The organism is Betaproteobacteria bacterium, assembly GCA_016791345.1.
Classification (GTDB): Bacteria; Pseudomonadota; Gammaproteobacteria; order Burkholderiales; family JAEUMW01; genus JAEUMW01.
Window position 1 is genome coordinate 1 of record JAEUMW010000097.1, and the last position, 19,055, is coordinate 19,055.

The window sequence follows — 19,055 nt, forward strand, 5'->3', positions numbered from 1 at the left end:
GGAGTCCATCGTGCAGACAGCGACCTCGACGTTGCAATGGAGATCGATCCTGTCGGAGGCGACGAACTGCCCTTCACGTCCTGGATGTACCACTACAAGGAATGGCAGGCTGAACTCAGAGCGGTGCTCCCCTACGAGGTAGACCTCCAGCACTATGACATTACCAACCGTGGGGACCGTATTGTCGAGTACGTCAGCTGTTCTGCAACTCTCGTCTATGAGCGCGACGCCTAACCCGCGGTAGGCCGCACGATGGACGAGTCGCGCGATTCCTACAAACGACTCATCCTACGCATTCTTGGGAACTTCCAGTTACTCGAGTTCGCGTTAAAGGCATACATCGGCCGCGCGTACTCCGTGATTAAGAGTCGTGTCGGCGATGCTATCCACTTCGATTACTCGGAAAAGGACGTCGAATCCTTCCCTCTGGAGCGCCTCCTCAACACCTTCTCGAAGCTGAATACGAACAAAGAGCTGGTCGCCCGCCTCAACAAGCTCAGGGAAAAACGGAATCACATCGCGCACACGTCGCTGATCGTGACAATGGGCACCAAGTACGACCCAGATGCGGTGGAAGACAAGTGCGATGAGTACTTGTTGCTGGAAGACGAACTCGCGCAGTGTCTGCAGCTCGTAATTGAAGAGGCCCAGAGAATCTTCCTAATCGTGCCGTAGCCGACCTCGAAGCAGCTTTGACCCCTCAGTCGAGCGCACCATAGCCGCTCGCCGCTTGCGCCGCGCCGTGGCGATCCAGGATCAGCAGACTGTCCGAGGGTCGTCCCGACCACCATGTAGCGCTCGCCTCCGCAATCGAAATGCTGCGGCCAGGGCGCGCGCGGGTGCGCCCGCGCTCGGCGCGCTGCCGCCCGAAGGAATTGCGCCACCGCGCGTCGCTCGCGCGCGCGAAGCCGCGCCTGGTCCCGATGGCGCTGTAGGTTCTGAAGGGCAGAAGCAGACACGCGGGGCACCGCGTCCGAGCGCGCCGCAACGCTACGCTTTTCACTCTCTCAGATCAGGTAACGGCCGACCTACCCGCTCCCGCTGACGCGCCGACCGATGCGCCCGGCCGCGAGGTCAGCGATGACACTTTCCTGAGAATCGGCCGCTTCGCTGTGAGAAAAAGCGCCAAGCCCTTGAGAAATCACAAAAGAATTTTTCCATGGGGTGCAGGTGGTCGGAGGTTCAAATCCTCTCGCCCCGACCAGATCTTCTCTTTCGCCCAGTGCCTGATCGGCGCGTTCCTCTCATTTCCCGGCACCTGTCAGGGGAACGCTGACCTCTAATCGTCTCGACCGCGCACTCGCCGAAGCGGTAGAGTGGGGCATCGCCAACCTTCGCCCCGCACCGTCATGGCCCGAGTCCAGATCGACCTTCCGGAGCGGTTTTCCTTCACCACGGAAATCGCTTTGTACTTGAGCCACATGAACTACACGGGTCATCTCGACAACGCGTTGCTGCTCACGCTGGTTTCCGAAGCGCGGGCGCGCTATTTCGGCTGGCTCGGCTACTCGGAGATGAACGTGGAGGGCGTCGGCATCGTGGTCGCGGACGCCGCCGTGCAGTACCGATCCGAAGCCTTCCACGGTGAGACGATGGTCGTGCGCACGGCCGCCGCCGATTTCAACAAGTATGGCTGCGACCTGCTCTGGCGGATGGACGACAAGGCATCGGGTCGCGAGGTCGCGCGCGGCAAGACCGGCATCGTGTTCTTCGATTACGCCGGGCGCAAGGTCGCACCGTTACCGGACAGTTTTCGGCGACGCGCCGGCGAAGCGCTCGCATAGCCTGCGCGTGTGATGGGCAGGTCCCGCGTCGAATCATTCGCAAGCCCTGACGGATCGCCGCGCATCCCCCACGACCTGCTGTTCCATTGCTGCCGAACGGAAGGATCGCCCATGGGCAACCTCGACCTCGACCACCTTCGCACCTGGCTCGGAAAGTCGCGAACCGATGAGGACGTCATCCTCGCCCGTCACGCCGGGCTGATGGCGGCCACGGTGGACTACCCGGCACCCGAGCGCATCCGCGACGGCGAGCCGCTGCCGTCCCTCTGGCACTGGATCTACTTTCTGGAAGCGCTGCCCCAGCGCGAGCTCGGCCGCGACGGCCATCCCGCACGGGGCGGTTTTCTGCCACCCGTGCCGTTGTCCAACCGCATGTGGGCCGGCGGCCGCGTGTTCTTCGCCGGGTCCATTCCCATCGGTTCCGTCGTGCGCAAGGAATCCTCTATCCTCAAGATCGACCACAAACGGGGCCGCAGCGGGGATCTGGTGTTCGTGACGGTGCTGCACGAACTCAAGTCGCTGCATGGTGAACTCCTCGTCCGCGAGGAGCACGACATCGTCTACCGCGAACCGACGCCGCCCGACAAGCGCCCGGGTGCGGCCGCGAACGATGCCCCGGTCGCGCAGTTCACAAGGACCTACACGCCGACCTCGACCATGCTCTTCCGGTATTCCGCGCTCACCTTCAACGGCCACCGCATTCACTACGACGTGGACTACTGTCGCAACGTGGAGGGGTACGACAATCTGGTGATTCACGGTCCCCTGAACGCGACCATGCTCGCCAATTACGCCGAAGCGGTGACGGGGAGGCGGCTCAGGCAGTTCAGCTATCGCGGGCTCGCACCGGCGATCCTTGGCGCAACGCTCACGCTCCACGCCGTGGTCGACTCCGAGCGCGCGGCGCTCTGGCTCACGCTGCCCGATGGCGTGGTGAGCATGAGGGCGGAAGCAACCGTTGAGTGATTCGCTCCCGTCAGGTGGCGGTTGAGCGAGCTTTCGCACGGTCTCGCGACGACGTGCCGCTGCCGGAGCTTCCCGAAGAGTGTGCGCGGAGCCTGACTTTCCCTTCACGCAGTAGCGGCGGGTGACGGATTCGCGGCGCAACCGCCGCTCGGCGTGCCCGCCAGCCGCTGCTGCACATCACCCGCGCCTTCCGGCAGCAGATAGCGACGGTTCCAGGGGCCGGCCTTCATGACCTGGCCAGGAACGTCGTGGCCGACGATAGCCGGCAAGTCGTGCGCGATGGCGATCAGCGCTTCGAGGTCGACGCCGGTGGCGTAGCCCATGGTCTGCAGCATGTGCACCATGTCTTCGGTACACACATTGCCGCCTGCGCCCGGCGCGAAGGGACAGCCGCCAAGCCCGCCGAGCGACGCGTCGAAGCGCCGCACGCCGGCGTCGAGCGCCGCCAGCACGTTGGCGAGCCCCATGCCGCGGGTGTTGTGGAAGTGGGCGGTCAGCGTGACCTTCGGCCAACGCGCGATGACGGCGGTGCACAGGCGTTCGACCTGGGCAGGATTGGCCATGCCCGTCGTGTCGCACAGACTGATGCGGTCGATGCCGAGCGTCGTGATGCGATCGATGAACGCGATCACCTGCACGGGGTCGATCGCGCCGTCGAAGGGGCAACCGAAAGCGGTCGACAGCGACGCGTTGATCGCCGTGCGTCCCTGTACGATCCCGACGATCTCGGCGAACTGAGCAAGCGACTGCTCCTGCGTCATGCGCAGATTTGCCCGGTTGTGACTCGCGCTCGCCGACATCACCAGGTTGATTTCATCTACGCCGCAGGCGAGCGCGCGCTCGCAGCCCCGGACGTTGGGCACCAGCGCCGCATACTCGACGCCGGCTACGCGCGCGATCCCGCGCATGACCGCCTCGGCATCGGCCAGGGCGGGGATCGCCTTGGGCGACACGAAGGACGTGACCTCGATCTTGGCCAAGCCGGTGCGCGAGAGCCGGTCGATGAGGGCGATCTTCACCTCGGTCGGGATGAAGATCGGTTCGATCTGAAAGCCGTCGCGCACCGCGACGTCCTGGACGTAGATGCGCTTGCCGTCTGCTGGGTGCATGAGAATCTCCGAACGGTCTCGTCGAACGATGCCTGAATTCTGGAGTTCCTCCAAGGCGGCGCGTTCGATGCCGATGCCGGCGAGGATCTCCTCCGTACGCTCCGCGGGCCCGGCGCTGCGGCGTTCATCCGGATGATTTACCAGCGCAGGGGGGCCGAGGGACGCGCGATTGCATCATTACCCTGTTTCTGGCCTAATCTGCCGCCGAAAAGGTGCGATCGGCCCCGAAATGCCGAGGCCCGACGGCGGGTGACAGCAGGCCGCGCCGTTGCACCGAATGTCCGATCTCCCTGTCTCGACCGCGTCACATCATCCCCTTGCGGCGCTTCCCGCGTCGGTTTGGATTTTCGTCTTCCGCGTTCTCGTCATAGATACAGGACCCAAGACATGCCCCTGATCCTTCCAGAGCAGCAAGGCGAACTCGGCTTCGTCACCCTGAATCACCCGGAGAAGCGCAACGCGCTGAGCGAGCCGCTGGTGGCGGAGTTCGTGACTACGCTGGCGAGCCTGCGGGCCGGCGGCGTTCGCGTGCTCGTCGTGCGTTCCCAGCCAGGCGAGAAGGTGTGGTCGGCGGGACACGACGTGAACGAACTGCCGAAGTCGCAGCGCGACCCGCTCGGCTGGGACGATCCTCTGCGCCAGCTGGTGCGCGGCATACAGACGTTTCCGGCACCCGTCATCGCCATGATCGAGGGCACCGTCTGGGGCGGCGCCTGCGAGCTCGCGCTCGCGTGCGACCTCATCGTCGCGACACCGGCCACGACTTTCGCCCTGACGCCGGCGAAACTCGGCGTGCCGTACAACGTCTCGGGCATGGTCAACTTCCTCAACGCCGCCAATCTCCATGTCATGAAGGAGATGGCGTTCACGGCGCAGCCGATGAGTTCGGCGCGGGCCGAACGTCTCGGCATGGTGAACCACGTGGTGCCGGCGGCAGAGCTCCAGACTTTTACGCTCGACCTGGCGCGGCAGATCGCACGCAATGCGCCACTCAGTGTTGCCGTGATGAAGGAGCAGTTGCGCATCCTTTCGAGCGCGCGGCCGATGTCGCCCGAGGGCTTTGAGCGCGTTCAGGGATTGCGTCGCGTGGTATACGACAGCGAGGACTACCAGGAGGGAATCCGCGCCTTCAAGGAAAAGCGCAAGCCGGACTTCAAGGGTCGATGATCCGCAAACAGCGCGAAGACGGATTCCGCAACGCACCGGGCGGGCGATCGGCTGCGAGCGCGGTCAGCCGACCCGCGCCCTCCCCGGGACGCGATAGAATCGTGGTTTGCAAATTGCAGTGCCGGATCCATGCGCATCCTTCTCTCCAACGACGACGGCTATTTCGCGCCGGGACTCTCGGCGCTCGCAGAGGCGCTTTCGCCCTATGGCGAGGTCGTCGTGGTGGCGCCGGAACGGGATCGCAGCGGGGCGAGCAACTCGCTTACCCTGGATCGGCCGCTGACCGTACGCAAGGCTGCAAACGGCTTCACCTACGTGAATGGAACGCCGACCGACTGCGTGCACCTGGCGGTGACCGGCCTGTTCGACCATCTGCCCGACATGATCGTCTCCGGCATCAACGACGGCGCCAACATGGGCGACGACACGATCTATTCCGGGACCGTCGCTGCCGCCACGGAAGGATTTCTCCTCGGCATCCCGTCGTTCGCGGTGTCGATCACGAACAAGTCCGCGCGCTACTTCGACACGGCGGGACGCGTCGCGGCGCAGATGGTGGAGCGGTTTCGCGACCGGCCGATCGCGCAGCCGGTGCTTCTCAACGTGAACGTCCCCGACGTGCCCTTCGAGGCGCTTGCCGGCATCGCGGTCACACGGCTCGGCCGGCGCCACAAGGCGCAGCCGGCGGTGCCGTCGCGCGATCCGCGCGGCAACATGGTGTACTGGGTGGGCGCGGCGGGCAATGCGCAGGACGCGGGCGAGGGCACGGACTTCCACGCTGTCGCGCAGAACCGGGTGTCGGTGACGCCGCTGCAGATGGATCTCACGCACTTCGCGCAACTCGACGCGGTGCGGACATGGATCGGATGAACGGACCCGACGCCGGCATCGGCATGACGTCGCAGCGCACGCGGCTGCGCATGGTGGAACGCCTGCGCGACCGCGGCGTGAAGGACGAGATCGTGCTCGCCGCGATGGCGGAAATCGCGCGTCACCGCTTCGTCGACGAAGCGCTGGCGAGCCGCGCCTACGAGGACATCGCACTGCCGATCGGCTTCGGGCAGACGATGTCGAGCCCCTACGTGGTGGCGCGCATGGTCGAAGTCGCGCGTGCCGGTGCGCCGCTTGCGCGCGTGCTCGACATCGGGACCGGCTGCGGTTACCAGGCGGCCGTGCTCTCCCGCGTCGCACGCGAGGTCTACTCCGTCGAGCGCGTTGCCGCGCTGGCGACCAAGGCGCGCGTACGCCTGCGCGGCATGCGCATCCACAACGTGAAGCTGCGTCACGGCGATGGCCATCGCGGCCTGGCGGAGGTGGCGCCGTTCGACGCCGTCGTCATGGCGGCCGCCGCCACACACGTGCCGGAGGCGCTGCTTGCCCAGATCGCGGTCGGCGGACGGCTCGTGTTCCCGCTCGGTACCCGCGAACAGCGCCTGTGCTGTATCACGCGCACGCCGCGCGGCTACGACGAAGCCACGCTGGAAGACGTCAAGTTCGTGCCGCTGCTGCCCGGGACGGCCTGAGGATGACATCGATGCTGCACAAGTTTCCGCGCTGGTTTGCGGTCCTGGCTGCGACAGTGGCGATCATGCTCGCCGCCGGTTGCAGCAGCTCCCCGCCGCTGCCGGCACCCGTGATCGAGCGCGGCAGCGCCGCCAAACTTCCGACCCGCAAGCCAACCGCCACGGACGCGCGCGTTGAGTTCTATACCGTGAAGAAGGGTGACACACTGCACTCGATCGCGCTCGATCAGGGGGTCGACTATCGCGATCTCGCCGTGTGGAACGGCATCGCCGATCCCAACCGCATCGCGGTCGGTCAGCAGCTGCGTCTGCGTGCGCCGGCCTCGCCCCCTGCCGACGGCGCGCCGGCGACCGTGTCACCGCTCGCGACCGTGCCCCCCGCCGAGGGCAAGCCACTGGGCGGCGAGACGACGGCGGCACCGGCCCCGCGCACCGTGGAACCCGGCCCGCCGGCCGCGCTCGTCAAGGGACCCAAGGCGCAACGCCTGCCCTACTCGGAGGCCGCGCTCAACGAATTGACGTCGGCGCCGTCGCCGTTTTCACCCGCTGCCGCAGTCGTGGCCGGACCGCTGCCGAAAGCCGGCGGTGCCGATGCGGCGAAGCAGGACGGCGCGCGCGCGGAGACACCGAAGACGGATCTGGCCAAGGTCGATCCCAAGGCCGGCGCCGCCCCGGAGGCCACGGACGACGACGAGGACCGGGTGAACTGGTCGTGGCCCGCCACCGGCAAAGTGGTGACCGCCTATTCCGAAGCCGCCAACCTCAAGGGCATCGGCATCGGCGGCAAGGCCGGACAGCCCGTGCTCGCCAGCGCCGCCGGCAAGGTGGTGTATGCCGGCAGCGGCTTGCGCGGCTACGGCAAGCTCGTCATCATCAAGCACAACAAGACCTATCTCAGCGTCTATGCCCACAACAGCGAGATCCTGGTGAAAGAGGGGCAGAGCGTGAGCAAGGGACAGAAGATCGCGGAGATGGGAAACTCGGACTCCGACCAGGTGAAGCTGCACTTCGAGATCCGGCGTCAGGGAAAGCCGGTCGATCCGCTCAGGTATCTGCCTTCGGGCAAGGGTTGATGATGGTTGCCGGCCTGCTGCCGGGAGAAGAGGATCCGGTCGAGGAAGCGTCCTTCCTCGGCACCGAGGAGCCGCTCGCGCCAGAGATCGACAGCGCGGCGAGCGACCTGCTGTCCGATGTCATGCAGCTGTACCTCAATGAGATCGGCCACAACGCCCTGCTCTCGGCCGAGGAGGAGCTGTGCCACGCACGTCTTGCGAGGCAGGGCGATTTCAAGGCGCGGCAGACCATGATCGAGCACAACCTGCGGCTCGTGGTCAACATCGCGAAGCACTACATGAACCGCGGTTTGGCGCTGCCCGATCTGATCGAGGAAGGGAACCTCGGATTGATCCACGCCCTGGAGAAGTTCGATCCGGAGCGCGGTTTCCGTTTTTCCACCTATGCGACGTGGTGGATCCGGCAGAGCATCGAGCGCGCGATCATGAACCAATCGCGCACCATCCGCCTGCCCGTGCACGTGATCAGGGAACTCAACGTCATCCTGCGCGCGACGCGCTATCTCGAGACCCATGGCGATGGGGAGCCGACGGTGGAGGACGTGGCGCATCTCACCGGGCGCAAGTCCGCGGAGGTACGCCGGGTGCTGGCTCTGAACGAGCGCACGACCTCGCTCGACGCGCCGCTCGAAGTCGACTCGATGCTGTCGGTCGGCGAATCCGTCCCGGATGACGCGGCCCGCGGACCGGACCGCAAGCTCGAACTCTCCGAGACCGAGTCGCAGGTCCAGCGCTGGCTCGGCGAGCTCACCTTCAAGCAGCGGCATGTCATCGAGTGCCGTTATGGTCTCAACGGCGCCGAGGTGATGACGCTCGAACAGCTGGCAGAAGACCTGGAACTCACGCGCGAGCGTGTCCGCCAGATCCAGCTCGAGGCCTTGCACCGCCTGCGCAGGATCCTCAGGCGCCGGGGCGTTTCGCGCGACGCGCTGCCCTGATCCCGGGACTCAAATGCGGAAGGCGGCCACCAGCGATTTGAGTCGCGTCACGTCTTCGGCCGGCGCCGTCCTGCCGTAGCGCAAGCGGACGTACAACTCACCGATCGTCTGCACGTCGGTGGCGACCTGCGGGAAGTCACGCGCGACGCGCTGCCAGTAGTCGACCGGTCCTTCGGAGGGATGGCGAGCGGCGCCGCGCCGCGCGAGCTTCTCGCAGAAGCGCAGCCAGGCACGCTGCACCGGATCGTCGCGCTGCGCGCGCAGGTTGAGGAAGAGCAGCGCGGTGAGCGCCACGAGCACGAGTCCGCTCAAGACGAGCAACACCATCGCCATCGTGCGCCAGGTGGCATCGTCGAAACCGACGCGCGCCAGGATGCTGCGCTGGCGCTCCGGGTTGTATCCCAGCACCCACTGGTTCCAGGCATTGGCGAGCGCGTCCCAGCGGTACAGCGCCTGGCGCAGCCAGGCTACGTCCTCGCGCGCGAGGAACGGCACCGGGTCGTCGGCGGGAACCGCGGCCGCCAGACCCTCGGCCAGCCGCTGCGGGGATACCGTGGCGGTGGGATCGACACGCACCCAGCCGCGACCGGCCAGCCAGACCTCGGCCCAGGCGTGTGCATCGGCTTGGCGGACGATGAGGTAGTCGCCGACCGGGTTAAGGCTGCCGCCGTGATAGCCCGTCAGCACCCGCGCCGGCACGCCCGCCGCGCGCATGAGGAAGACGAACGCAGAGGCGAAGTGCTCGCAGAAGCCGCGCTGGGTCTGGAACAGAAACTCGTCGACAGGATCGTCGCCGAGCAGCGGCGGACTCAGCGTGTAGAAGAAGGGACGCGTGGCGAAATAGTCGAGCGTGCGCAACAGCACGTCCTCGTCGTTTGCCGCCTCCGCCCGGATGCGTGCCGCCAGCGCGCGGGCACGCGGGGCCACGGCCGGCGGAAGCTGCAGGCCGCGGTCGCGCTCCTCCGGGGCCAGCGCGCCGGGTTCCAGCAGATATGACAGATACGACATCATCTCGTAGCGCTTGCGATCGCGCAGGGGCTTCGCGTGGAGGATCTGGAAATCGGGTGTGATGCGGCTCGCCTCGGGCGTCAGCGCCGGCTGGTCGAGCGCGAACAGCCAGTTCTGCTGGTGCGGCTCCACGGTGATCGTGTAACGGACCGGATCGCCCGTGGCGACCAGCGCCGGAGTGGGACCGCCGAGCGCCGATCCGCCGCGCCAAGCCTTGCCGTCGAAATCCCAGAGCACGGGTCCGCGCCAATAGAGGAGCGCCCGGTTGGGCGGCTCGTCCTCGAACCGCACGCGAAAGGCGACGGCATCGGAGAGACTCAGATTCGACAGGCTGCCGGGGGCCATGGTGTCGGACAGCCCGGTGCTGCCGGCGAAACCTTCCTGGGGCAGGCTCCACAGGGGTGTCTGCACGCGCGGAAAGAACAGGAACATCACGAGCATGAGCGGCACGGCCTGCGTGAGCAGCAGCCCGGACGTGCGCAGCGCTGCCTTCCACGCCTCGCGCGGGGCGCGCTGCTGGAAGCCGACCATCGTCATGGTGATGAGCCAGACGACGGCGAGCATGTAGGCGGCGGTGGCGACCGTCTGCGAATACAGGAAATGCGTGATGAGCAGCAGATACGACAGGAAGATCACCATGATCGCGTCGCGACGCCCGCGCATTTCCATCAGCTTGAGGGCGAGCATGAGGACCAGCAGCGTGACGCCGGCATCGCGGCCGAAGAGGCTGCGGTAATGGAAGAAGATGCCGACCGAGCCGGCGATCGTGAACAGGCTGAGCAGCCAGCGGTTGGGCAGTCGCAGGTCGCGGTGCAGCAGATAGACGCGCCACAGCCAGAGTGTGGTCGCGAGCAGCAGCACCCACTTCGGAACGTGCAGCGCATGCGGTGCCGCCGCCAGCAGCACGGCGAAAAGCAGCGAGTAGACGCTGAAGATCTGCAGCGGGGTGCCGGCGGTCATGCCGTCGCCTCGCCGCCGTCGAAGCGGGCGAGCGCCTCCAGGCAGCGCTGGCGGTGCTGTTCGCCAGTTGCCGGTGCGAAGTGACGCGTCGGCAGACGCAGCCCGTACGCGGCGCCGCTGCGGTCGGCTTGCAGCACCCAGTTGGCGAGCCGCGACAGGCGGGCTTCGATCCCGAGGTGAGGCGGCAGATCGTTCCAGTCGAGCCACATCTCATCCCTGGCCTGCCCGGAGAATGTCTTGGTCAGCAGCGTCTCGCCGCGCAGCGATGCCTTCCACGCGATGCGCCGCGGCGAATCCCCCGGCTGATAGGGCTTCAGGCCCGCGAAGTCTTCGTCGCCGCTGCCGGCAGGAACGAACTCTCCCAGTTGCGCATGGCGCGCCGTGGCTGGCAGCGGGGCGTCGTCGGGCCGCGGGTAGATCAGGCAGGTGGCCTCCAGCTCGATCGGCGACCAGGCGCAGAAAAGACCGATCGGATAGCGCGTGAAGAGACTGAAGCGACCGGCGCCGAGCACCCCGCGGCGGGAGGCGGGGATGCGCAGTTCGAGAGTGGCGTGGCCACCGCTCGCGATGTCGGCGAAGCCCTGTTCCTCGGGCCGGCGCGCCAGGCCGATGGAGAATCGCGGCTGCCGCGACGGGTTCTCGATGTGCACCGGAAAGCACGCCGTATCACCGGCGAACACCGGTTCGGCGCGGGCAAGGCTCACGCGCAGCTCGGCCAGGTTGCGGTAGGCGTGCAGCACCGAAACGATCGCCACGGAACCGAGCAGGAAGGTCAGGACGAATCCGAGCGACAGGCCATAGCTCACCGATCCGGCGAGCATCACCAGCAGCACCGGGATGAAGGCGAAGCCGTAGCGGGTCGGCAGGATGAAGATGCGCCGCTGCGTCAGCGTGAGCGGCGCGGATTGCACGCGGCCGGGACGCGCGAGCCAGTCCTCGATGATGGGCTTGACGATGTCGATCAAGGACGCGCTCCCGCGCTGACGGTGCGTGCCTTCAGGGAATGGCGACTTCAGCGACCAGCTTGCGCGAGACTTCCGTGCCGTTTGCGCGCACGAGTTCACTTGCCGTTTGCAGCCGATGGCCGATCACACCCGGCAGGATAGTCTGAACGTCCTCCGGCAGCACCTCATCGCGGCCTTCCATGAGTGCCCAGGCGCGCGCGCAGGCGAGCAGCGCGAGACCGGCGCGCGGTGACAGCCCGGCGATGAAATCGGGTGAACGGCGGGAGTGTTCGATCAACGCCTGGACGTAGTCGAGCAGCGCCGCCGATGCGTGAATGCTGCTCACCTGCCGCTGCAGGGACACCAGGTTCTCGGGCTTGAGCTTCGGCTGCAGGTTCGCGATGAGATCGCGACGATCCGCCCCCTCGAGCAGCGATCGCTCGGCCGTGCGATCGGGATAACCCAGGGTGATGCGCATGAGAAAGCGGTCGAGCTGCGATTCCGGCAGCGGAAAGGTGCCGACCTGGTGCGAGGGATTCTGCGTGGCGATGACGAAGAATGGCTGCGGCAGTGGGCGTGTCTCGCCTTCGACGGTGACCTGCCGTTCCGCCATCGCTTCCAGCAACGCGCTCTGGGTTTTCGGCGTCGCGCGGTTGACCTCGTCGGCGAGGATCACCTGCGCGAAGATGGGTCCCGGATGAAAGCGGAACTCACTGCTTTCACGATCCAGGATCGACACGCCGAGGATGTCGGTGGGCAGCAGATCGGAGGTGAACTGGATGCGCTGGAAGTCCAACCCGAGGGAAATTGCGAGCGCGTGGGCAAGCGTCGTCTTGCCCACGCCGGGGAGGTCCTCGATCAGGAGATGGCCGCGGGCGAGGAGACAGGCGACGGCGAGACGGATCTGTTTTTCCTTGCCGAGGATGACGGCGGAGACCTGCTGAACGACGCTGTCTACAGGCTGGGGCATGGGTGATTCCGGCTTGCGGGCGGGGGAAAACGCGCCTTGCGGGTGCAAGTTTGGTGCCACGGATTCCGCGGCGCCAGGGCCCGCCGCTGCCCCCTGAGCGCCGCGCTAGAGCGCGCGCACGCAGCGCTTGAGGTCGGGATCGTCCTCGTTCGGCAGCACCTCGAAGCCGAGCTTCTGCATGAAGCGCAGCATCTTCGTGTTTGCCGTCAGCACATCGCCATCGATCCGGCGCAGCCCCTTCTCGCGGGCCGCATCCATGAGGCTCACCATGAGGCGCCCGCCGATGCCGTGACTCTGCCAGTTGTCCGCAATCGCGATGGCGAACTCGCAGGTGTCGCCGCTCGAGTTGATGATATAGCGGGCGACGCCGATCTGAACATCGCGGCCCTGCTGCCGGGTCACGCCGACCAGCGCCATCTCGCGGTCGTAGTCGATCTGCGTGAAGCGCACCAGCATCCGCTGCGACAGCTCCCGCACCGTGGTGATGAAGCGGTTGTAGCGGGACTCTTCCGACAGGTTGCGCACGAACTCCTGCTCCATCTCGGCATCTTCGGGGCGGATCGGACGGATCACGATCTCGGTGCCGTCGGACAGCACCAGCGTTTCCGTCAGATGCTCGGGATACGGGCAGATCGCCATGTGGGCGTAGCGCCCGAAGAGGTCCGGCGACGGGTGATCGACGACGACGCGGGCATCGACGGCGATGATGCCTTCCTCGTCGAGGATGAGCGGGTTGATGTCCATCTCCACGATCCACGGCAGCTCGGACACCATTTCCGAGACGCGCTCGATGACGTCGACGAGCTGGTCGACGTTCGCCGGCGGCATGTTGCGATAGGCGCCGAGCGTCTTGGCAATGCGCGTGCGGGCAATGAGGTCGCGCGCGAGAAAACCGTTCAGGGGCGGCAGCGCGACTTCCTGGTCGGCCAGCACGTCCACGAGAGAGCCGCCGGCGCCGAAACTGATGACGGGTCCGAACTGCGGATCGGTGACGACACCGACGTTGAGCTCGCGCCCGTTGTGTTTCACGCCCATCGGCTGGATCGCCACGCCCTCGATGCGCGCGTTGGGTGACAGGCGCTTCACGCTGGCGATGATGTCCGTATAGGCGGCGCGCAGTTCCTGCGCGTTCTGCACGTCGAGCCGCACGCCGCGCGCCTCGCTCTTGTGCACGATGTCCGGTGAGCTGATCTTCATCGCGACCGGAAAGCCGAGCTGCTCGGCGTTGACGATGGCCTCGGCGAGCGAGCGGGCGACGACGGTCTTGGCGACGGGAATGCGGAAGGCCGCCAGCAGCGCCTTCGATTCGGTTTCGGTGAGGATCTTGCGCCGCTCTGCCAGCACTGCTTCGACCAGGATCCGCGCGCCTTCGACGTCGGCCGGCTGATCCCGCTGCAGCGGCCCCGGCACCTGCATGAGCAACTGCTGATTGCGGTAGTAGTTGACGATGTTGCGGAAGGACTCGACTGCGGGCTCGGGCGTGCGGAAGACGGGGATCCGGGCGTCCTGCAGGCGCTGGCGGGTCTTCGCGACGTGCTCGTCGCCCATCCAGCATGCAATGAACGGCTTGCTGCTCTCACGGTGTACCGAGATCACCGCGTCGCACACTTCCTCCGGATCCGACACCACCTGCGGCGTGTGGATGACCAGCACACCGTCCACCTGCGGGTCCTGCATGCAGGCACGGATCGCCACCGCGTAGCGATCGCCGCCGGAGCTTTCGTGGATGTCGACCGGGTTGTGCGCGGGCGGGTCCGCCGGCAGGACCTGATGGATGGCCTCGACGGTCGCCGGCGCCAGTTCGGCCACGTGCAGGCCCTGATCGATGGCCCAGTCGGCGGCCAGCACTCCCGGACCGCCGCCGTTGCTGACGATCGCCAGACGGTCGCCGCACGGTTTGTAGCGGGAGGACAGACACTTCGCTGCAGAGAAGAGCTGATAGTAGGTCATGACGCGCACCGCACCGGCGCGGCGCAGCGCCGCATCGAAGATGTCGTCGCGACCGACCATCGCGCCGGAGTGGGTCACGGCCGCGCGCAGCCCGGCGGCCTGGCGTCCGGACTTGACCACGATGACGGGTTTGATGCGGGCCGCCCCGCGCAGCGCGGACAGGAAGCGGCGCGGTCGATTGAAGCCCTCGACATAGAGCAGGATGCTCTCCGTCTGGGGGTCGCTGGTGAGGAAGTCGAGCACGTCGGAAAAGCTCACGTCGCAGCGATTGCCGAGGGAGACGATGGTCGAAAATCCGATGTCGTCGCTGCGTGCCCAGTCGAGCATCGACGTGAGCAATGCACCAGATTGGGACACGAGGGCCACCGCACCGGCCTTGATGGGGCCGGGCACGAGGGCAGCGTTCAGCGACAGGGCAGGACGCGCGAGTCCGATCGAGTTGGGACCGAGGACGCGGATGCCGGCCTTGCGGGCAACGGCCAGCGTCGAATCCAGCAGCGCCTGCCCCTGCGGGTTCGAGCGCTGCATTCCGGTGGCGAGCACCAGGGCGGCGCCGACCTTGGCCCGGCGGCACGACTCCATGACTTCCGGCACCGCCTCGGACGGCGTGGCGATGACCGCAAGATCGATTGGTTTGCCGATCGCCTCGACCGTGGGGTAGCAGGGGGTGCCCAGCACCGTCTCGTAGTTCGGGTTGACCGCATAGCACTCGCCCTTGAAGCCTCCGAGCAGAAGACTCTGCGCCAACGCGCGACTGGCGCTCCCTTCGCGTTCACCGGCGCCGATCAAGGCGACCGAGGTGGGGCTGAAGAGCTGGGCAAGATAGCGGCGTTCGACGGTATACAGTGAGGTCATGGAGAAGATCTCACGAGTTGGGGAGGGAATGCTATGTTGCATTGCAATATCCGTGCTCGATCATAATAGACTTTGCCGCTCTCTGGCTATAACATTTCGAAAATACAACAAATTTGTCAAAAAGGGGTGTGCTGACCCCGCGCCGGAAGGAGGCGTAGATTTGACCACTGCGTTCATTTCCCACATAGACTGTCTCGCCCATGACATGGGCTCGTACCATCCGGAGAGCCCGCTGCGGCTGCGCGCCGTCGAAGACCAGCTGATCGCCTCCGGGCTCATCAACTATCTGGATCACCGCGACGCTCCCGCGGCGGAGCGCGAGCACCTGGAACGGGTGCACTCGAAGCAGTACATCGACAGCATCTTCGCCGCGGTTCCCAAGGCGGGCATCCATCACCTCGACCCCGATACCGCGATGAATCCCTTCTCGCTGCGTGCGGCCCTGCGCGCGGCGGGAGCGGTCGTGTATGCGGTGGATCTCGTACTGGGCGGTGGCTCGAAAACCGCCTTCTGCTCGGTGCGGCCGCCGGGACATCACGCCGAGCGCGAGCGCGCCATGGGCTTCTGCTTCTTCAACAACGTCGCCGTCGGCGCCGCCCATGCGCTCGAACGGCACGGGCTCAAGCGCGTTTGCATCGCCGACTTCGACGTCCACCACGGCAACGGCACGGAGGACATCTTCCGCGACGACCCGCGGGTGCTGATGGTGTCGACATTCCAGCATCCGTTCTATCCGTACTGCGGCACGGAAGGGCGCTCGCCCACGATGGTGAACATCCCGCTGCCGGCCTATACCGGCGGGCAGCGCTTCCGCGACACGGTGACGGAGCACTGGATTCCGGCGATCGACGCCTTCCAGCCCGAGTTGCTGCTGATCTCAGCCGGGTTCGACGCCCATCGCGACGACGACATGGCGTCGATGGCGCTCGTCGAATCGGACTACGCCTGGGTGACGCAGACGCTGCTCGATCTCGCGCAGAAGCACTGCCAGGGGCGCGTCGTGTCGGTGCTGGAAGGTGGCTATGAGCTGCATGCGCTCGGCCGCAGCGTGATGACCCACCTCAAGGTGCTCTCGGGGCTGTAGCCGCGGCGTTCAGCGCAGCAGGATCGCCGCCGCGACCTTCCGGCCTTCGGCGGCCAGGATGTTGTACGTGCGGCACGCCGCCATGGCGTCCATGGTCTCCAGGCCGGTGCCCGCCTGCAGGATGATCCGCTGCAGGGATGCCGGCGGGAAGCGCAGGCGCGCGCCGGTGCCGAGCAGCACCACTTCGGCGCCAAGGCCGCGCAGGAACTCGAAGTGCGCCGGGCCGAGCGCTTCGAATGCCGGCGCGTCCCAGGGCGCGATGATGCGCTCCGGCATCAGCACCAGGCTCGTTTCGTGGCGCACGCCGTTGACGGCGACATAGCCGTCGCCGTAACCGGAGAAAAGGTTCACGCCGGGTGCGGTGGCGAGATGGAATTTCATGCGACGGCATCGACCTGGATTTGCCGCACATGGCGGCGCATCCTAAAATAATAGCTTTTTTTGCCTCGCCTAACCGCCCCCCGATCCCATGGAAGAGTTCAGCCGCATCCGGCGCCTGCCGCCCTACGTGTTCAACATCACCGGCGAGCTCAAGGCCGCGGCGCGCAAGCGTGGCGAGGACATCATCGACTTCGGCATGGGCAATCCCGATGGACCGACGCCGAAGCACATCGTCGACAAGCTGATCGAGACCGTGCAGCGTCCGGATACCCATCGCTATTCGGTGTCCAAGGGCATTCCGCGTCTGCGGCGGGCGATCTGCAACTGGTATCGCGAGCGCTACGACGTGGAACTCGATCCGGACAGCGAGGCGATCGTCACCATCGGTTCGAAGGAAGGCATCGCGCATCTCACGCTGGCGACGCTCGATACTGGCGACATCGTGCTGGTACCGAATCCGAGCTACCCGATCCACATCTACGGTCCGGTGATCTCCGGTGCCGACATCCGCCACGTGCCGATGGCGCGCGGCGTCGACTTCTTCGAGGAGCTGCAGCGGGCGATCCGCGACAGCTATCCGAAGCCCAAGATGCTGATCCTGAATTTTCCGAGCAACCCGACCACGCAGTGCGTCGAGCTCTCGTTCTTCGAGCGCGTGATCGAGCTTGCGCGCGAGCATCACATCTACGTCGTCCACGACCTCGCCTATGCCGACATCGTCTTCGACGGCTATCGCGCGCCCTCCATCCTGCAGGTGCCGGGCGCGCGCGACGTCGCGGTGGAGTTCTTCACGCTCTCGAAGAGCTACAACATGCCCGGCTGGCGCATCGGCTTCATGGTCGGCAACCCCGAACTCGTGGCGGCGCTCGCCCGCATGAAGAGCTATCACGACTACGGCACGTTCACGCCGCTGCAGGTGGCTGCCATCGTCGCGCTCGAAGGCCCGCAGGAGCCCGTCCGCGACATCTGCCGGACCTACCAGAACCGGCGCGACGTGCTCTGCAAGGGGCTGCAGCAGGTCGGCTGGGGGATCGAGGTGCCGAAGGCGACCATGTTCGTCTGGGCGCCGATACCGGAGCCCTACAAGGCGGCGGGCTCGCTCGAATTCGCGAAGAAGCTCCTGAACGACGCCAAGGTGGCCGTATCGCCCGGGGTCGGGTTCGGCGAATACGGCGACGACCACGTGCGCTTCTCGCTGATCGAGAACGAACCGCGCACGCGCCAGGCACTGCGCGGCATCAAGGAGATGTTCCGCAAGGACGGGCTGCTGTGAGGGACGAGAGGTGCGTTTCGGCGGTGGCTGACCTGCGGTGCAGGCCAAGCGCCGTGCGCGGCCGGAGCGAGGGCGGCGCGCGCGAGGTTCAGCCACGAAGCGTCGGCTCGACGCAATAGGGGCTGGCGTGCAACTCATCGAAATCACCGATGCCGCCGGCGGCATCGCCGAGCTGGGCTGGCTCAAGGCGGCGGAGCGGGTGCACCGGCAGTTGCGACCGCAGCTCGCCGCGCCCTACGCCGACGCCATGGGGCGCGTGTTCGAGGGCGGCGGGCGGATGATCGTCGCACTGTACGCGGGCGAGGTGGCCGGGGTGGCGGTCTACCGCGTGTACGAGAACACCTCGCAGGGACGCAAACTCTACGTCGACGACCTGGTGGTGGATGCCGAGTGTCGTTCACGCGGCATCGGCGGCGCGTTGCTGGGCGCACTCGACCAGAAGGCGGCAGACGCGCGCTGCGCCGTGATCGACCTCGATTCCGGAACCGGCCGCGAGCGGGCACACCGCTTCTATTTCGCCGCCGGCTACACGATCAAGACTTTCGGCTTCAAGAAGAACCTATGAGACCCATTCATGCAGGCCTGCTCGGCATCGGCACTGTCGGCGGCGGTACCTTCACCGTGCTCACCCGCAATCAGGAAGAGATCGCCCGGCGCGCCGGGCGCGAGATCCTGATCCACACCGTCGCCGACCGCGACATCGAGCGCGCGCGCAGCGTCGTCAACGGTGCGGCGCAGGTGGTGGACGATGCGTTCGCGGTCGTGCGCGACCCCGAGATCGACATCGTGATCGAGCTGATCGGCGGCTACACGGTGGCGAAGGACCTCATCCTCGCCGCCATCGAACACGGCAAGCACGTCGTCACCGCCAACAAGGCGCTGCTCGCCGTGCACGGCAACGAGATCTTCGCCGCCGCGCAGAAGAAGGGCGTCATGGTCGCCTTCGAGGCCGCGGTGTGCGGCGGCGTGCCCATTATCAAGGCCTTGCGCGAGGGGCTGACGGCCAACCGCATCGAGTGGATCGCCGGCATCATCAACGGCACCAGCAACTTCATCCTGACCGAGATGCG

At 66.4% G+C, this 19,055-nt stretch carries 18 protein-coding genes; 12 read left to right on the forward strand and 6 right to left on the reverse strand.

Annotated elements, in window-relative coordinates; translation table 11 throughout:
• Positions 1–252: 252 nt before the first annotated feature.
• The 3 genes from JNK68_03850 (at position 253) to JNK68_03860 (ending at position 2,750) form a co-directional block, all read left to right on the forward strand.
• Complete coding sequence (locus JNK68_03850; GenBank protein MBL8539485.1) at positions 253–675, forward strand: hypothetical protein; 423 nt, start codon at positions 253–255, stop codon at positions 673–675.
• 674 nt (positions 676–1,349) lie between these two features.
• Complete coding sequence (locus JNK68_03855) at positions 1,350–1,784, forward strand: thioesterase family protein (protein ID MBL8539486.1); 435 nt, start codon at positions 1,350–1,352, stop codon at positions 1,782–1,784.
• Positions 1,785–1,895: 111 nt separating this feature from the next.
• Positions 1,896–2,750, forward strand: a complete 855-nt coding sequence (locus tag JNK68_03860; GenBank protein MBL8539487.1) for a MaoC family dehydratase N-terminal domain-containing protein — start codon at positions 1,896–1,898, stop codon at positions 2,748–2,750.
• Between the two features lie 104 nt (positions 2,751–2,854).
• Here the strand turns inward: JNK68_03860 and JNK68_03865 are convergent, their stop codons facing one another.
• Positions 2,855–3,859 carry a hydroxymethylglutaryl-CoA lyase gene (locus tag JNK68_03865; GenBank protein ID MBL8539488.1) on the reverse strand — a complete coding sequence of 335 codons (1,005 nt, stop codon included), beginning with the start codon at positions 3,857–3,859 and terminating at the stop codon, positions 2,855–2,857.
• 387 nt (positions 3,860–4,246) lie between these two features.
• Here JNK68_03865 and scpB point away from each other — a divergent pair, with 387 nt between their 5' ends.
• The 5 genes from scpB (at position 4,247) to rpoS (ending at position 8,560) form a co-directional block, all read left to right on the forward strand.
• Positions 4,247–5,026 carry a methylmalonyl-CoA decarboxylase gene (gene scpB / locus JNK68_03870; protein MBL8539489.1) on the forward strand — a complete coding sequence of 260 codons (780 nt, stop codon included), beginning with the start codon at positions 4,247–4,249 and terminating at the stop codon, positions 5,024–5,026.
• 129 nt (positions 5,027–5,155) lie between these two features.
• Positions 5,156–5,896 carry a 5'/3'-nucleotidase SurE gene (gene surE, locus JNK68_03875; GenBank protein MBL8539490.1) on the forward strand — a complete coding sequence of 247 codons (741 nt, stop codon included), beginning with the start codon at positions 5,156–5,158 and terminating at the stop codon, positions 5,894–5,896.
• Positions 5,893–6,549, forward strand: coding sequence for a protein-L-isoaspartate(D-aspartate) O-methyltransferase (locus tag JNK68_03880; protein MBL8539491.1), 657 nt, complete (start codon positions 5,893–5,895; stop codon positions 6,547–6,549). Before surE ends, JNK68_03880 begins: the two co-directional genes overlap by 4 nt.
• 11 nt (positions 6,550–6,560) lie before the next feature.
• On the forward strand, positions 6,561–7,622 hold the full coding sequence (locus tag JNK68_03885) for a peptidoglycan DD-metalloendopeptidase family protein (protein MBL8539492.1): 1,062 nt from the start codon (positions 6,561–6,563) through the stop codon (positions 7,620–7,622).
• Between the two features lie 2 nt (positions 7,623–7,624).
• The gene (rpoS, locus tag JNK68_03890; protein ID MBL8539493.1) at positions 7,625–8,560 is read left to right on the forward strand and encodes an RNA polymerase sigma factor RpoS; all 936 of its coding nucleotides are present in this window, start codon (positions 7,625–7,627) and stop codon (positions 8,558–8,560) included.
• A gap of 9 nt (positions 8,561–8,569) precedes the next feature.
• On the opposite strand, the gene JNK68_03895 is transcribed toward rpoS, so the two are convergent.
• From JNK68_03895 to JNK68_03910, 4 genes are all read right to left on the reverse strand, one after another.
• Positions 8,570–10,528: a DUF3488 domain-containing transglutaminase family protein gene (locus JNK68_03895; GenBank protein MBL8539494.1), complete on the reverse strand. Its 1,959-nt coding sequence runs from the start codon at positions 10,526–10,528 to the stop codon at positions 8,570–8,572.
• The gene (locus tag JNK68_03900) at positions 10,525–11,493 is read right to left on the reverse strand and encodes a DUF58 domain-containing protein (protein MBL8539495.1); all 969 of its coding nucleotides are present in this window, start codon (positions 11,491–11,493) and stop codon (positions 10,525–10,527) included. The genes JNK68_03895 and JNK68_03900 overlap by 4 nt, the downstream gene beginning before the upstream one ends.
• Positions 11,494–11,524: 31 nt before the next feature.
• Positions 11,525–12,442 (reverse strand): MoxR family ATPase, encoded by a 918-nt coding sequence (locus JNK68_03905; GenBank protein MBL8539496.1) that lies wholly within the window; start codon positions 12,440–12,442, stop codon positions 11,525–11,527.
• Positions 12,443–12,547: 105 nt separating this feature from the next.
• On the reverse strand, positions 12,548–15,247 hold the full coding sequence (locus JNK68_03910) for a bifunctional acetate--CoA ligase family protein/GNAT family N-acetyltransferase (GenBank protein MBL8539497.1): 2,700 nt from the start codon (positions 15,245–15,247) through the stop codon (positions 12,548–12,550).
• Positions 15,248–15,407: 160 nt separating this feature from the next.
• On the opposite strand from JNK68_03910, the gene JNK68_03915 reads away from it, so the two are divergent.
• Positions 15,408–16,331, forward strand: a complete 924-nt coding sequence (locus tag JNK68_03915) for a histone deacetylase family protein (GenBank protein ID MBL8539498.1) — start codon at positions 15,408–15,410, stop codon at positions 16,329–16,331.
• Positions 16,332–16,340: 9 nt separating this feature from the next.
• On the opposite strand, the gene JNK68_03920 is transcribed toward JNK68_03915, so the two are convergent.
• Positions 16,341–16,712, reverse strand: a complete 372-nt coding sequence (locus JNK68_03920) for an Mth938-like domain-containing protein (protein MBL8539499.1) — start codon at positions 16,710–16,712, stop codon at positions 16,341–16,343.
• 88 nt (positions 16,713–16,800) lie between these two features.
• Here JNK68_03920 and alaC point away from each other — a divergent pair, with 88 nt between their 5' ends.
• From alaC to JNK68_03935, 3 genes are all read left to right on the forward strand, one after another.
• Positions 16,801–17,985 carry an alanine transaminase gene (gene alaC, locus JNK68_03925; GenBank protein MBL8539500.1) on the forward strand — a complete coding sequence of 395 codons (1,185 nt, stop codon included), beginning with the start codon at positions 16,801–16,803 and terminating at the stop codon, positions 17,983–17,985.
• A gap of 127 nt (positions 17,986–18,112) precedes the next feature.
• Positions 18,113–18,550: a GNAT family N-acetyltransferase gene (locus tag JNK68_03930; GenBank protein MBL8539501.1), complete on the forward strand. Its 438-nt coding sequence runs from the start codon at positions 18,113–18,115 to the stop codon at positions 18,548–18,550.
• Positions 18,547–19,055, forward strand: a 509-nt coding sequence (locus tag JNK68_03935) for a homoserine dehydrogenase (GenBank protein MBL8539502.1), incomplete at its 3' end; no start/stop codon positions are given. The genes JNK68_03930 and JNK68_03935, both read left to right, overlap by 4 nt.

Bases quoted from the DNA above. Each gene is read 5' to 3' on its own strand.
- JNK68_03850 (MBL8539485.1), top strand. From the start codon at position 253: ATGGACGAGTCGCGCGATTCCTACAAACGACTCATCCTACGCATTCTT.
- JNK68_03855 (MBL8539486.1), top strand. From the start codon at position 1,350: ATGGCCCGAGTCCAGATCGACCTTCCGGAGCGGTTTTCCTTCACCACG.
- JNK68_03860 (MBL8539487.1), top strand. From the start codon at position 1,896: ATGGGCAACCTCGACCTCGACCACCTTCGCACCTGGCTCGGAAAGTCG.
- JNK68_03865 (MBL8539488.1), bottom strand. From the start codon at position 3,859: ATGCACCCAGCAGACGGCAAGCGCATCTACGTCCAGGACGTCGCGGTG.
- scpB (MBL8539489.1), top strand. From the start codon at position 4,247: ATGCCCCTGATCCTTCCAGAGCAGCAAGGCGAACTCGGCTTCGTCACC.
- surE (MBL8539490.1), top strand. From the start codon at position 5,156: ATGCGCATCCTTCTCTCCAACGACGACGGCTATTTCGCGCCGGGACTC.
- JNK68_03880 (MBL8539491.1), top strand. From the start codon at position 5,893: ATGAACGGACCCGACGCCGGCATCGGCATGACGTCGCAGCGCACGCGG.
- JNK68_03885 (MBL8539492.1), top strand. From the start codon at position 6,561: ATGCTGCACAAGTTTCCGCGCTGGTTTGCGGTCCTGGCTGCGACAGTG.
- rpoS (MBL8539493.1), top strand. From the start codon at position 7,625: ATGGTTGCCGGCCTGCTGCCGGGAGAAGAGGATCCGGTCGAGGAAGCG.
- JNK68_03895 (MBL8539494.1), bottom strand. From the start codon at position 10,528: ATGACCGCCGGCACCCCGCTGCAGATCTTCAGCGTCTACTCGCTGCTT.
- JNK68_03905 (MBL8539496.1), bottom strand. From the start codon at position 12,442: ATGCCCCAGCCTGTAGACAGCGTCGTTCAGCAGGTCTCCGCCGTCATC.
- JNK68_03910 (MBL8539497.1), bottom strand. From the start codon at position 15,247: ATGACCTCACTGTATACCGTCGAACGCCGCTATCTTGCCCAGCTCTTC.
- JNK68_03920 (MBL8539499.1), bottom strand. From the start codon at position 16,712: ATGAAATTCCATCTCGCCACCGCACCCGGCGTGAACCTTTTCTCCGGT.
- alaC (MBL8539500.1), top strand. From the start codon at position 16,801: ATGGAAGAGTTCAGCCGCATCCGGCGCCTGCCGCCCTACGTGTTCAAC.